At 38.5% G+C, this 13,428-nt stretch carries 13 protein-coding genes and 2 pseudogenes; 6 read left to right on the forward strand and 9 right to left on the reverse strand.

Annotated elements, in window-relative coordinates:
• Window positions 1-1,036, forward strand: a pseudogene (locus ACQKL5_RS20995) (collagen-like protein); the annotation flags it as partial.
• Between the two features lie 394 nt (window positions 1,037-1,430).
• Here ACQKL5_RS20995 and ACQKL5_RS21000 read toward each other — a convergent pair.
• The 6 genes from ACQKL5_RS21000 to ACQKL5_RS21025 all read right to left on the reverse strand — a co-directional run bounded on the left by ACQKL5_RS21000 (window position 1,431) and on the right by ACQKL5_RS21025 (window position 7,294).
• A complete protein-coding gene (locus ACQKL5_RS21000; RefSeq protein ID WP_427610770.1) occupies window positions 1,431-1,895 on the reverse strand; it encodes a dTDP-4-dehydrorhamnose 3,5-epimerase family protein in 465 nt (154 codons plus the stop codon).
• On the reverse strand, window positions 1,879-2,733 hold the full coding sequence (gene rfbD, locus ACQKL5_RS21005) for a dTDP-4-dehydrorhamnose reductase (protein WP_427610771.1): 855 nt from the start codon (window positions 2,731-2,733) through the stop codon (window positions 1,879-1,881). The genes ACQKL5_RS21000 and rfbD overlap by 17 nt, the downstream gene beginning before the upstream one ends.
• On the reverse strand, window positions 2,730-3,701 hold the full coding sequence (gene rfbB / locus ACQKL5_RS21010) for a dTDP-glucose 4,6-dehydratase (RefSeq protein ID WP_427610772.1): 972 nt from the start codon (window positions 3,699-3,701) through the stop codon (window positions 2,730-2,732). The genes rfbD and rfbB overlap by 4 nt, the downstream gene beginning before the upstream one ends.
• Before the next feature lie 9 nt (window positions 3,702-3,710).
• Window positions 3,711-4,583 carry a glucose-1-phosphate thymidylyltransferase RfbA gene (rfbA, locus tag ACQKL5_RS21015; RefSeq protein WP_427610773.1) on the reverse strand — a complete coding sequence of 291 codons (873 nt, stop codon included), beginning with the start codon at window positions 4,581-4,583 and terminating at the stop codon, window positions 3,711-3,713.
• Window positions 4,584-4,764: 181 nt separating this feature from the next.
• Window positions 4,765-5,835 (reverse strand): tetratricopeptide repeat-containing glycosyltransferase family 2 protein, encoded by a 1,071-nt coding sequence (locus ACQKL5_RS21020; protein ID WP_427610774.1) that lies wholly within the window; start codon window positions 5,833-5,835, stop codon window positions 4,765-4,767.
• Window positions 5,836-5,914: 79 nt separating this feature from the next.
• Complete coding sequence (locus ACQKL5_RS21025) at window positions 5,915-7,294, reverse strand: glycosyltransferase (protein WP_427610781.1); 1,380 nt, start codon at window positions 7,292-7,294, stop codon at window positions 5,915-5,917.
• Between the two features lie 256 nt (window positions 7,295-7,550).
• On the opposite strand from ACQKL5_RS21025, the gene ACQKL5_RS21030 reads away from it, so the two are divergent.
• Together ACQKL5_RS21030 and ACQKL5_RS21035 are read left to right on the forward strand one after the other, a co-directional pair.
• The gene (locus ACQKL5_RS21030) at window positions 7,551-8,000 is read left to right on the forward strand and encodes a hypothetical protein (protein ID WP_427610775.1); all 450 of its coding nucleotides are present in this window, start codon (window positions 7,551-7,553) and stop codon (window positions 7,998-8,000) included.
• A gap of 314 nt (window positions 8,001-8,314) precedes the next feature.
• The gene (locus tag ACQKL5_RS21035; RefSeq protein ID WP_427610776.1) at window positions 8,315-9,910 is read left to right on the forward strand and encodes an exosporium glycoprotein BclB-related protein; all 1,596 of its coding nucleotides are present in this window, start codon (window positions 8,315-8,317) and stop codon (window positions 9,908-9,910) included.
• Between the two features lie 135 nt (window positions 9,911-10,045).
• Here the strand turns inward: ACQKL5_RS21035 and ACQKL5_RS21040 are convergent.
• Both ACQKL5_RS21040 and ACQKL5_RS21045 read right to left on the reverse strand, forming a co-directional pair.
• A protein-coding gene (locus ACQKL5_RS21040) for an IS3 family transposase (RefSeq protein WP_427610777.1) occupies window positions 10,046-11,166 on the reverse strand; the annotation gives its coding sequence in 2 pieces (ribosomal slippage) (window positions 10,046-10,917 and window positions 10,917-11,166; 1,122 coding nt in all).
• Window positions 11,167-11,225: 59 nt separating this feature from the next.
• Complete coding sequence (locus ACQKL5_RS21045) at window positions 11,226-11,570, reverse strand: hypothetical protein (protein WP_427610778.1); 345 nt, start codon at window positions 11,568-11,570, stop codon at window positions 11,226-11,228.
• A 321-nt stretch (window positions 11,571-11,891) separates the two neighbouring features.
• On the opposite strand from ACQKL5_RS21045, the gene ACQKL5_RS21050 reads away from it, so the two are divergent.
• Window positions 11,892-12,566, forward strand: coding sequence for a type II toxin-antitoxin system HicB family antitoxin (locus ACQKL5_RS21050; RefSeq protein ID WP_427610779.1), 675 nt, complete (start codon window positions 11,892-11,894; stop codon window positions 12,564-12,566).
• Window positions 12,567-12,644: 78 nt separating this feature from the next.
• On the forward strand, window positions 12,645-12,791 hold the full coding sequence (locus tag ACQKL5_RS21055; protein WP_427610780.1) for a hypothetical protein: 147 nt from the start codon (window positions 12,645-12,647) through the stop codon (window positions 12,789-12,791).
• A 49-nt stretch (window positions 12,792-12,840) separates the two neighbouring features.
• On the opposite strand, the gene ACQKL5_RS21060 is transcribed toward ACQKL5_RS21055, so the two are convergent.
• The gene (locus ACQKL5_RS21060) at window positions 12,841-13,311 is read right to left on the reverse strand and encodes a hypothetical protein (RefSeq protein ID WP_427610782.1); all 471 of its coding nucleotides are present in this window, start codon (window positions 13,309-13,311) and stop codon (window positions 12,841-12,843) included.
• On the opposite strand from ACQKL5_RS21060, the pseudogene ACQKL5_RS21065 reads away from it, so the two are divergent.
• Window positions 13,289-13,428 (forward strand): annotated as a pseudogene (locus tag ACQKL5_RS21065) (transposase); the annotation flags it as partial. The gene ACQKL5_RS21060 and the pseudogene ACQKL5_RS21065 sit on opposite strands and share 23 nt — an antisense overlap.

Raw genomic sequence — 13,428 nt, forward strand, 5'->3', positions numbered from 1 at the left:
GGGAGCAACAGGAGAAGCCGGAGCAACGGGAGCAACAGGAGAAGCCGGAGCAACGGGAGCAACAGGAGAAGCCGGAGCAACGGGAGCAACAGGAGTAACCGGAGCAACAGGAGAAGCTGGAGCAACAGGAATAGCTGGAGCAACAGGAGCAACGGGAGAAGCTGGAGCAACCGGAGAAGCCGGAGCAACAGGAGCAACAGGAATAGCTGGAGCAACCGGAGCAACGGGAGAAGCTGGAGCAACGGGAGCAACAGGAGAAGCCGGAGCAACAGGAGCAACCGGAATAGCTGGAGCAACAGGGGCAACCGGAATAGCTGGAGCAACAGGGGCAACCGGAATAGCTGGAGCAACAGGGGCAACCGGAATAGCTGGAGCAACAGGAGCAACCGGAGAAGCTGGAGCAACAGGAGCAACCGGATTAGTTGGAGCAACAGGGGCAACCGGAATAGCTGGAGCAACGGGAGCAACGGGAGAAGCTGGAGCAACAGGGGCAACCGGAATAGCTGGAGTAACAGGAGCAACAGGTGGAACCGGAGCAACTGGTCCTAACACTCTTGCTGATGGATTCTCTGCTTTCGTTTCGCCTGTAGCAGCTGTGACAGGGACCACTCAAATTACAGGGTGGAGTGTTGCTAGTCCGTATTTCGGAAGCGCAGCGTTTAATCCTGCTACGGGGAATTTTACAGTTCCTGCTACAGGGAGATATGCTTTTGAAGCGACAATCAACTATACTACAACGGCTGCATTAAGCATTTCTTTAGGGGCCGGAATAAATCCTTCATTTGCTATTCGTAGAACTGCTCCAGTTGTAACTGATTTGATAAGTGGGTTAACGCCAATATTAAATGTGAACGTTGCATTAGTGTTAACTTTAAGAGCGATTCTAGGAAATGGAACTGTTACTTTAACAGGTGACGTGCTCCTAAATGCAGGAGATGTGGTTGGATTATTTTATGAATCAGATGGCTTAACTTTAGGATTGGATTTAGGTGGAGACGATAATGGTATTGTATGGTCAGCACATCGCCTCACTTGATTAGAGAACAGTTTAGTTAATAATTTCTTGTAGTTGGAAGTGATCCCTTAGGGTGATCTTCCTTTTTTTGTGTGTAGAGGAGTAATTATTTATATGGAGGTAAGAGAGATACTACTTACTGACGTATAAGCAGTTTTGAAAGCAGTATAAATACAGGATTTTATCATACATGATGAAGAGAGTGTCATTGCCCTTAGAAAAATTAAGAGGAGGAGAAAATAGTTACTTAGGAATCTCGAAAGGTAGAAGTTATTTATTGCTCTGTAAGTAATTAGTTAGTATTACCTGAAAGCCATGTGTTAATAAGCTTTCTACCTAGTTACTTTATTAAATGGAAAATTCACAAAAAAAATAAAGAGCAGCTTTATGGCTGCTCTTTAAATGGTTGCATTTCTTACTTATTTTGTGTTTTCCAATTAAAGTTTATTTCTTTATCATCCCAGGGAATTCTTTTCTCGTCTGGTTGCGATGGGTTATAGGACTTAGTCGTACAATATACTACAGTCGCTGGCTTTTCTCCAAGTACTCGGTATCCGTGAGCTACTCCTTTTGGGATGAGCAAAATACTGGGGTTGTTTTCACCCATATAATAAACATCTGTATCACCTTTCGAACTGGAGTGCTCCCTTAAATCGTATAGAACCACTTGTGCATTTCCGGAAGGGAAAAACCACAAGTCATCCTGTTCCTCATGGTAGTGAAAGGCTTTAATGACACCTGGATATGAAGTTGACCAGGAAAGCTGACCAAAATGCGATAAAAGATTTTCATCGTCTCTAACAACTTCAGCGAAAAAACCTCGATCATCACAGTGCTTCGTTAGTTTTTTCGATAAAACACCTTCAATTCCCACTTTCATCATCTTCCTTTGCTAAGTATTCTTGAAGCCCCTGTTGCCAATTTCGCATGTAAATACCGTTAGAGTTTAACTTTTTATGACTCAAGACTGAATACTTGGGTCTAGGAGTTGCCAGGCCATATTCTTCCGTAGAAACAGGGCTGACGATTGCTTCTGAATGTAAGCATTTTACGATCTCACTCGCAAATTCAAACCAACTGCAACTTCCGGAATTTGTAACATGGTAAATCCCAGGTGGCCTTGTTAGTAATTGTTTAATCGCCATTCCCAGATCTTTTGTATAAGTGGGACTACCGAACTGATCATCGACCACACGGATTTCTTTAGGAGAACCGGCTAATTTTTTTATGGTGTTGACGAAATTTTTCCCCTCATGGCCGTATAACCATGAGGTCCTTATAATTGTCGTTTCTTCATAAGCAACTTGTGCAAATTCTTCACCGAGTAATTTGCTTTTTCCATAAATGGTTTTGGGGTCCGTATCATCATCTTCTAGATAAGGTACCGTTTTATTTCCATCAAATACGTAGTCTGTACTTACATGGATGAACTTAACTTTTTTTAATTTAGCTTCACATGCTAAATAATAAGGTGCAATACCATTGATTAAATAAGCGTTATCTATATCTGTTTCACATGTATCTACTTGTGTAAAAGCTGCGGTATTAATAAGGAAATCAGGTTTGATCTTTCTGAGCATTTCTTCTATTTTATTACGGTCTGTAATATCCAGTTGTTGTTTAGTAAATGGATGTACCGTATGATAATCATCCTTGAGTAATTGTACTAGTTCTTTTCCCAGTTGGCCGCCGGCACCAGTAACGACCACTTTCATCATATAGATGCACCGAATTTATTCATATGCCATTCCACTGTTTTAACTAGTGATTGGTCGAAGGTAGAGGTTTGTTCCCAATTTAATTTGTTTTGTAATTTGGTGGAATCTATGGCATATCTACGGTCATGACCTTTTCTGTCTTCTATATATTCAATTAGACTCTCTGGTTTCCCCATTATTTCTAATATTCTTTTAACTAAATCTATATTTTTTCTTTCGTTTCCTCCACCGATGTTATAGACCTCACCTGATGTACCTTTCTCAAGAATAAGAGAAATCGCTTTACAATGGTCCTCAACAAACAGCCAATCTCTTATTTGTTGACCATCCCCATAAATGGGTATTTTTTTATTTTGAAGTGCGCTGTAAATAATCGTTGGAATGAATTTTTCCTTATTTTGAAAAGGACCAAAGTTATTGCTGCATCTTGTTGTCATTAGAGGCAATTTAAATGTTTCATAATATGCACGCACTAATAGATCTGAGCTTGCTTTTGTAGCTGAATAGGGGTTATTAGGTGATAAGGGGGACAATTCGGTAAACGGATCTTGAGCAGGAGTTAGAGTACCATATACTTCATCAGTCGAAACGTGAATCATTTTTTTTGCTGCCCCTGTTTTTAATTGTTGTAACAATTCATAGGTACCAACAATATTCGTTTGAATGAAATCATCGGCGTTTTGTATGCTATTATCAACATGAGATTCAGCCGCAAAGTGGATGATGGCTTCATACTGTTGATCCATTACCGCATTTAGATCGTTCTTGTTTGCAATGTTACCTTTTATGAAACGAAACTTTGGATTAGATGTCAATTCTTGTATCTCATCAGGATGACTTGCATAGGTCAAGGAATCCATGACGGTTATTTGATGGGAAGCACTCTTAAGAAGGTAATGAACAAAATTAAGACCGATAAAACCTGCACCACCAGTAATTAGAAGATTCAATGAACGACCACCTTTCATTAATATGGATTAATGTAATTTTTCTACTAATCTTACAAGGTATTGCCCATATTCATTTTTCTCTAAGGGTTTAGCCAAAGCAAGAAGCTGTTTATCTGATATGAATCCTTTACGAAAAGCGATTTCTTCTATACAGGCAATATGAACATTTTGCCTACTTTGGATGGTCTGGATAAATAAGGAGGCATCAAGTAGAGATTCATGAGTCCCCGTATCCAACCAGCTGAATCCTCTGCCTAATAATCGGACATTCAGTTGATTTCTTTTAAGATAACATTCATTAATCGAGGTAATTTCATATTCGCCACGTTCCGATTTCTTAATGTTCTTTGCAATATCAATAACATTATTATCATAAAAGTATAAGCCAGTAATAGCATAATTCGATTTAGGGGAGGCTGGTTTTTCCTCTAAGGAAATCACTTTTTGATTCTTATCGAATTCAACGACACCGAATCGTTCTGGATCTTTCACATGATAGCCGAATATAGTTGCACCACTTCCTGAGGAAACGACTTCTTCTAATGTTTTCGTGAAATTATGTCCATAGAAAATATTATCTCCTAATATTAAACAGACTGAGTCCTTTCCTATAAAATCTTCTCCAATTATAAAAGCTTGAGCAATGCCCTCTGGCCTTTCTTGTATTACATAACTAAGTTTAATTCCTAATTGAGATCCGTCTCCCAGTAAGTGTTCATATTTATTGGTATCGGTGGGGGTAGAGATGATTAAAATATCCTTTATGCCAGCAAGCATAAGTACGGAAAGTGAATAATAAATTAATGGTTTATCGTAAACGGGTAAAAGCTGTTTAGAGACGGCCTTAGTCAATGGATATAGTCTTGTGCCGCTTCCTCCAGCTAATATGATGCCTTTCATTAAATTTCACATCCTCAAGAAGATTACATCTGGGTGATATAATGCATGTAATTACAGGAAAATGATTTAAATCATCATATGCTCTTGTGTTTTTGAGTATGAGTGTACAGGTAATCCATTAAATGAAAAAAAGCAATGATTTTATCAAAAACTTAAGACGTACTTTACAGAATAAACCTATTTATAAGTTGAGTTTTTTCTCAAAGTACTCTTTATTTGAAAGGATTTGGGAATCATGAGGACGGTATTTTAAGGCTTTTTCATTGTGTTGATAGCCCAATTCATATTGCCCTGCTTTATCATAACAAACAGCTAATTGTAGATGCGGCAACCAAGTTGAACAAGAGTGGTTTTGAAAAGCTAGACCATCCGCTTCTTTATTGGACAAGGCACTTTCATACCAGTAAATAGCTGATTGAATTTCATTTCTTTGCAAGAAGTAGTAAGCTAACCTACAACAAGTTTCAGGTTTTGGCGTACCGTAGGCAAGGGTGTGAAGAACCCAACTCAATTCTAGTTCTTTCAATCCAAGTTTATTGTAGCAATCTGCTAATTTATTGCATGCTCGGATATTATCTTCGACCCAACCTTTTTTCGTTTTTAAAAAACGGAGATAGTATTCTATCGCTTTTTCGACTTTATTATGATCCAAGAGTTCATTTGCATAATAGAATAAATCACGGGGGGAAAAATCTTTTCCTGATGAAGCTAACTTTTCATAAATCCGCAAGTTACGATCCGCGTCGTGACTAAGGGGCATATGTGAAACAGAAACATCACTTTGGTGTAAATTTCCATATACCTCTAAATACTCATGGACGTTCCCAATCCATTTAAATCCTTTTTCACGTTTCGCCAAGCGGTATCTTCTTAAACTGGAGATTACGTTTCCATCAACATCAAAAGCAAGATTATAGTTCATTGAAACGGCATCGGTTTGGGGGTCAAGCGTTTTTTTAAGTTCTAGAAAAGACTTTTGATCTTCTTCTAGAAATAGATCATCTGCATCCAGCCATAAAATATAATCCTTGGTAGCCTGTTGAAATGCAAAATTTCTTGCGGCTGCAAAATCTTCAATCCACTTGAAATCAAAAATTCGGTCTGTATACTTGGCAGCAATTTCTTTTGTATGATCGATAGAACCTGTGTCCACTATATTGATTTCATCCACGATTTTGCTAATTGATTCTAAACATCGTCCTATTACAGCTTCTTCATTTTTTACAATCATACATAAACTAATAGTAATCAAGGTTTCATTTCCCATCCTTTCATTTATAAATCAAACCACTGATTAAATAGGAATTCGTCACTACAACTGTCTTTTTATGTTAGCGTTTTTTTGCATGGATGAGCATTTGATAAATATTTGTGTAGTTCGATAAATCATCAATGGGAAATCCGAATTTTTCGCCAAGAAAACTTATTTCATTAAAGAAAAGTTGCGTTTTTGTATCGGGTACTAAATAATTATATGTCTGAGATTGAACCTCGAATAATGTAGTAGGAAATAAAGTGAGTACGGTTTTCGGTGTGAAAAAGCGCAAATGAGTTCGATCCAAAATCCCTGCATTAACATAGTTCCAGTTTCCCATCAATAAAGGGAGAAGAGCTTCTGCATGTGAAATATTTGGAATGCTACATACAAGAGAACCATTTGGCTTTAAGTAGAAGGATAATTTTTCAACAATGTTCCATGGGTTTTCTAAATGTTCCAGTATATCTGCCAATATAATTGTATCAAAAGTATCGGGAGGGTATGGAAGATCCAATGATTCAATATCTGTCGTATCCACACGTTCAAAATGGTTGTTGGCGATGGATCCTACTACTTCATTTAATTCCACACCATATAGCTCACAAGATTGCCGATTAAGTAACTCTAAGCCAGTAGCTCCTGCTCCGCATCCGATATCTAATATCTTTTTTGCATCTAAAGGTACCAGATTGACAATTTCAGGCCGCGGATGTACATAATAAGTTAAATCCATTTTCCATTTATCTATGAATCTCTGTCGGTTCAAAGTATATAAATGTTGGATGTTGATATCTCGATTGGCTGTAAAAGTGGCATGACCATGGTGATGCACAAATGAATCAAAGGCAATTCGCAATTGATAACCCTCTATTAATGTACGAAGACACAAATCGTCATCTTCAAAGGAACCAAATTCAAACCGTTCATCAAACCCACCAATTATATCTAGGACCTCTTTCTTCACAAGTAAACAAAAACCGACCAGACGCAAGACTCGCTTTGATTTTCCGAGGTTCTTTTGACAGTAATCAGTTGAAAAACTCTCAATTCCGTCAATGGTGTTATAATCCACTGCGATTTGCTGTGGACCACTAACATAATTACTTACTGGCCCGACCATGCCTATGTTGACGTCACTATAAAGCAAGTTAAGCATAGGTTGCAGCCAATTTTTCGTAACGATTGTATCATTATTCAAAAATAAAACACTTTCACCAGTAGCGACATCAAGTCCTTGATTACAACCTTTAGCAAACCCTAAGTTTTTTTCATTAAAAATTGTTATTAAAGATGGCATACTTTTTAAATAGTCAATCGTCCCATCTGTAGAACCATTATCAATGACGATAATTTCAATTTCTTCATCAGCAGTATGCTTTTTAATGCTCGCAAGACACTGTTTGGTTAAAGGTAATTCGTTATATGTGAGAATGACAATACTGGTTTTCAGTATTACCTCCACCTTCCTTAAGTTAATATTCAATTAAATATATGTGGGCATTACTGAAATAGTGAATTCCCTTTAATCTTTTCATTCATTTAACTTGAATTGCTAAAAGGAAATTTTAATGGAATAAAAGAAAATGAATAGTATCATTTACACGAAAAAGCAATTGTTTATTTAAACCATAATAGGTCATACACATCCACCTTTTATTTTTGCTTTATCATATATTATAGAAATGTTTTCATATAAGAAGGAGAATATTTTGAGTAAGCATAGAAGAGTTAAAGGTGAAAAAGAGAAGTATAGAAGTAATAAAAAATGTACGAAATGCGGAAATAAAAAATGTCAATGTAATTCACTACCAATACAGAAAGTTAATCAAATAGTTAAGCTGATTATAGATGGGCCTATTGGAATTACAGGAAATCCTGGATTTGGCGCTACTGGCCCTACAGGAGCAACGGGAGTAGTACTAGCTGAATATGCTTTTATCTTCAATAACAATGGACAAACGATTTCTGTAAGGGAAAATGTTGTATTTGATCGCATCGGTGTAATTACTTCCGGTATAACATATGTAGTAGGAACAGACGTAATAACAGTCAACACTCCGGGAGACTATGAAGTAACTTTCACGGTAACGCTTCCGATTTTTCCAGGAGATACTCAAGATATCATAAATGCTTCTATAATCTTAAAGAAATCAAATTAATCTTAGCAAAAGAGACATCGAAGCTTTGGTATGTGAGTTATCTATTAACTCCTTTTTAAAAGGCATAATTGTATAAATAGTGAAAGGCAGAAATGATGGTTTTACTACATTTCTGCCTCTTTGTTTTGCTAAGTCGTAATTATCACTTTGAGGAAAGTCCATGCTAACTATTCAATTTAAATACTTTTCATGTTGGCTATGATTTTGTATGCTTAAAAGTTTCTAAATACAAAATTAATTTCTCATGGCTAATACCCAACCCCTTTCTTTAAAAGTTCATAGAATATAGGAATGTTAATTATAGGGGTGGAAATATGGGGAAGCATAAAAAGTGTTCTAAATGTGGACATAGTACTTGCAAATGTCATGAAAAGAAACAAAGAGTTAACCAAAAAGTTAAAGTTATTATAGATGGTTATGCTGGAATAACAGGCACACCTGGAGCAGGAGCAACGGGAGCAACTGGGGCAACTGGGGCAACGGGAGCAACTGGGCCAGGAGCAGGAGCAACGGGAGCCACAGGAGCAACAGGAGCAACAGGAGCCACGGGAACAGCCGGGGCAACAGGAGCAACAGGAGCCACGGGAACAGCCGGGGCAACAGGAGCAACAGGAGCAACAGGAACAGCCGGGGCAACAGGAGCAACAGGAGCCACGGGAGCGACGGGAACAGCAGGAGCAACAGGATTAGCAGGAGCCACGGGAGCGACGGGAACAGCCGGAGCAACGGGAGCAACGGGAACAGCCGGAGCCACGGGAGCAACGGGAACAGCCGGAGCCACGGGAGCAACAGGAACAGCCGGAGCCACGGGAGCGACGGGAACAGCAGGAGCAACAGGATTAGCAGGAGCCACGGGAGCGACGGGAACAGCCGGAGCCACGGGAGCAACGGGAACAGCCGGAGCCACGGGAGCCACAGGAACAGCCGGAGCCACGGGAGCAACGGGAACAGCCGGAGCCACGGGAGCCACAGGAACAGCCGGAGCCACGGGAGCGACGGGAACAGCCGGAGCAACGGGAGCGACGGGAACAGCCGGAGCCACGGGAGCGACGGGAACAGCCGGAGCCACGGGAGCAACGGGAGCAACGGGAACAGCAGGAGCAACGGGAACAGCCGGAGCCACGGGAGCAACGGGAACAGCCGGAGCAACGGGAGCAACGGGAGCAACGGGAGCAACGGGAACAGCCGGAGCAACGGGAACAGCCGGAGCCACGGGAGCGACGGGAACAGCCGGAGCCACAGGAGCAACAGGAGCCACGGGAACAGCCGGAGCCACGGGAGCCACGGGAGCAACGGGAGCAACGGGAACAGCCGGAGCAACGGGAGCAACGGGAACAGCCGGAGCCACGGGAACAGCCGGAGCCACAGGAGCCACAGGAGCCACAGGAGCAACGGGAACAGCCGGTGCCACAGGCTCAGGGGCTATCATTCCATTCTCTTCAGGTACTCCAGTTGTTCTTACTAGTGTATTAGGCGGGTTGGCTAATACTGGTGCACTTATCGGATTTGGAAGCTCGTTTGAAGGTGTTACTATAGGTGGAGGCACTATTACTCTTGGTACTGGTGGGATTTTGAACTATTCATTTGTGTCACCAAGAGCTGGAACCATAACCGCAATCTCAGGGTTCTTTAGCGCGACAGCAACTGTAACATTGGGTGCAGCAGTTTCAATTAGGGCTCAAATATATACGGCACCAGCAGCCAGTAATACCTTCACTCCATCGGGGGCTTTTGTTGATTTAGCACCAACACTTGGACCAATCATTTCTATTGGTGAAGTTGCAACGGGTACAGCAGCCGTTGCAGTACCTGTTGCGGCAGGGGAAAAGATATTATTAGTATTCTCTGTAAATAATACTCTTATTTCCACAGTTGCTGGGTTTGCAAGTGCGGGCATTACAATTGACTAAGAATTACCGAAAACTAAAAGAGTTTGCTAAAGAGTTGACTTTTTGACCTATTTAAGAGCAAACCGTTACTGGTTTGCTCTTTTTGTAGTGTGCCCGGCATGGGTGCAATCTATAGGGTGGATTGTCAACACTAAACTAGACAGTTTTCTTAAGGTGCATAAGTTTGTATTCCACTGGACTTAAATAATCTAAAGTACTATGAATACGTACGTGGTTAAACCAGTGTACATAGTCTGTAAACTCTCTGTGTAACTCTTCTAAGCCATCAAAATGACGTTTCTTTACGAACTCTGTTTTGATGATTTTAAATGTTGCTTCTGCTACTGCGTTATCATATGGACATCCTTTCAAACTTAGAGATCGTTTGATTTTAAATGTTTCTAGAGCCTCATCAATGATCTGATTCTTAAATTCTCTTCCTCTGTCAGTATGAAATATTTTAATCGTATGTAAATTACCCTTAATTGAAGATAGGGCACGATAAACGAGTAAGGCATCTTTGTTCTCACCTGTGCTAAATCCAACAATCTCTCGATTATAGAGATCAACAAATACACATATGTAATGCCATTTTTTATCGACTCTTACATAGGTTAGATCACTAACTATGACGCTCAACTCTTCTTCTTGTGTAAATTCACGATTTAATTCATTCGCTTGATTACTTTCATTCGGTTTATCCTTATGTGGTTTAAATTGAGCCACTGTATAAGTTGAAACTAGTCCTTGTTCGTTCATGATTCTGCCGATACGACGTCGAGAAATCAACTTTCCTCGTTTCTTTAGCTCATGCTTTATCTTTCTTGTCCCATAATTTTGGCGACTTTGATGGAAAATTTCTATGATGTCTGAAGTGATATCATCTTCAGACTTTCGTTCTTTCGCTTCATAATAATACGTACTTCTAGGGAGCTGTAGGACCGTGCACATTGCTGATATCGAGTATTTGTCCTGGTTATTCTTAATCACATTTACTTTCGTCCTAGTATCAGCGCGGCTTGCTTTAAAATATCATTCTCCATTTCTAATTGCTTATTACGTTTTCTCAGTTCCTGTAGCTCTTTCTGATTGGGGCTAAGGTTATCTTTTTCTTTGAAGGAACCGGAGGTTTTACTTTGTTTAATCCACTTATCAAGTGAAGAAGGTGTTAACTCATACTCTCGAATGATATCTTTGCGTGGCTTGCCATTTTTATATAGCTGCACGATCTGTTGCTTAAATTCTTCGGTAAAGGATCGACGTACTTTTTTTGTCATGTAGATTCTCCTCTTAACGGATTAGTATAGATAATACTACTTGACCTTAAAATTTCTGTCTAACTAAGTGTAGCCAATCCAAAAGTTCTGGAGTCAGTTATTTTCAGTGCTCTCCTAATCTCAAGAGGTTTCATAGGTAACTTTGCATCTAGGAGTCTCAGCATGTTCTTATAGTCAACATAGGTCTGTAATATCAAGAACCAACCTAAATTTTTATTGTCTAATTTTGTTAGCTCTTTACCTTTAACCTCATCCATTTCAGCAAAGAAAAAAGGATTTTCTGATTTAGAAAGTCTTTCCTCTTTATCTTTAACTTCCTTGTAAGCTAATTGCTGTTCTACTGTTGTATAGGATGCTAAATCATACTTTTCTCCTGTTTCAACATCTACCATTATTCTGCTCATTATCAATTCACTCCCATTTTATACTGAAAGGTATTTATCCTTTCTCTTAAATGGGTGGCTATAGATTAATGAATAAAGTAATTGTAGCCAAAAATATTTATAATAACTTATTAAGGAGTAAATCTCATATTGAGAAATTATCTCCTCTTTGTTTTGCTATATTATACTCTGGTTAACCTGCTAAACAATAAGATCTTTAGAATTACAGTATACTGAAATACATTTACATATTATTAAGGATAGTTGTATAGTTATTTATTGTGAAATAGTTGATGAAAGAATCAAGGATAAGTCTGTTCAATGAATTAGGAGGTTTTTAAAATGACAATATATAAATATTATTCAATAATTGAATGGATACCTGAGGATAGTATTTTTTCTGTTACTTTTCCAGACATAGAGAACTGCTTTACAGATGGTGAGAATATAGCTGATGCAATTTCTAGGGCTGAGGATGTTCTTGAGTTGATGTTATCAGATGACAAGGGGTATGATAACCATAAACCTAAAGCCTCCCTTGCAAAAGATATACAGATACCTGAGGGAGCAAGTCTAGTTCAAATAGTTATAGATACAGATGAAAAGAAAATAAATGAGGATACTACCTATTTAGAGGAAGCTAGTCTCCACTTTGAAAATGTTAATGAGGATACAGATATTAAAGAGGAACAGTTAAGAGCACTTTATGGGGAATTTGTTTTAGAAAAAGATATGAATTTTGTTATGAATTTGGAACCTGACAACATACACATTGAGAGGCATAAAGAAGTTATAGGTAGTTTTCTAAAATATGCAGAACTTAAGGGGCAATGTACATACTTTCAGAAAGATAACCTTTTTGAAATTGATGCAAAAAGATATATCATAAAAATTCTAGTTATACATAGTGGAGATGCATGTGGTTTTACTATTAATAAAAGGACTGGCAACATAGTGAATAGAAGAAGGATGTTGTATACAGAGGCTACTGAAAATTATTTAGAAACCTACTTGTAAAATGTCTAATTGTCACAGTTTAATCCCATTTGTCTAATCTTAGTGTTGTAAGACATATGAGATAGATTGGGGATAATTATGGATATGAATACTAATCCAACTGTAGCTGAGAGTTTCACTAATGAGGACAATATTACAGTAATCATTTATGGAGAACCTAACTGCAAGATATTGGCTAAGAAATTGCTTGATGTGTATGATAGGATTCAAATAAAGAAGGAGTAGGGGAATGTCCCACTCCTTTTTCTATGTCTAAATAACAATAAAAGAGCCATTACAGCTCTCTGAAATGTATTTCAACTTTAGTTTCAGAGCTTTTTAACTGCCCCTTTGGTTTAGTTAATACAACCTTTTCAATAAGCAATCTTAATGTTGCATGTTGATCCTCTATAGCCATCTCATGGAAGTTCTCAATTAGCTTAATAACCTTATCTGCTTTAGTTAGTTGAGAGGAAACATCCAATTTTTCTAACTGATATTCTAATAACTCAATCTCAGATTTAAGGTTTTCCTTGACCTCTTTAATAGATGCACTTTTTGTATCATAAACCTCCTCAGATATTTTTTCTTTTAGATATAGGTTGAGTAATTTATCTAATTGATTATCTTGATTTAATAGTTCTTTCTTAATGTTAATAAGATTAGATTCCATTCTGCTTCTTGTACCTGACACATCATTCTTTAATAATCTTTTTAGTTCTTTTTTTATACTCTCCTTTTCCCGTACGGATAAGAATGGTTTCACACGCGACTTTAAAATTTATGAATGTGAGGATTGTACGGATTGCCCATTAAAAACGCAATGTACAAAGGCGGCAGGAAATCGCCAAGTACATGTTAATCCAATTTATGAAGAACTAAA

The organism is Peribacillus sp. NPDC097675, from assembly GCF_050277655.1.
Classification (GTDB): Bacteria; Bacillota; Bacilli; order Bacillales; family DSM-1321; genus Peribacillus.

Bases quoted from the DNA above. Each gene is read 5' to 3' on its own strand.
- rfbA (WP_427610773.1), bottom strand. From the start codon at position 4,583: ATGAAAGGCATCATATTAGCTGGAGGAAGCGGCACAAGACTATATCCA.
- ACQKL5_RS21055 (WP_427610780.1), top strand. From the start codon at position 12,645: ATGGATATGAATACTAATCCAACTGTAGCTGAGAGTTTCACTAATGAG.
- rfbB (WP_427610772.1), bottom strand. From the start codon at position 3,701: ATGAAAGGTGGTCGTTCATTGAATCTTCTAATTACTGGTGGTGCAGGT.
- ACQKL5_RS21035 (WP_427610776.1), top strand. From the start codon at position 8,315: ATGGGGAAGCATAAAAAGTGTTCTAAATGTGGACATAGTACTTGCAAA.
- rfbD (WP_427610771.1), bottom strand. From the start codon at position 2,733: ATGATGAAAGTGGTCGTTACTGGTGCCGGCGGCCAACTGGGAAAAGAA.
- ACQKL5_RS21045 (WP_427610778.1), bottom strand. From the start codon at position 11,570: ATGAGCAGAATAATGGTAGATGTTGAAACAGGAGAAAAGTATGATTTA.
- ACQKL5_RS21050 (WP_427610779.1), top strand. From the start codon at position 11,892: ATGACAATATATAAATATTATTCAATAATTGAATGGATACCTGAGGAT.
- ACQKL5_RS21000 (WP_427610770.1), bottom strand. From the start codon at position 1,895: ATGAAAGTGGGAATTGAAGGTGTTTTATCGAAAAAACTAACGAAGCAC.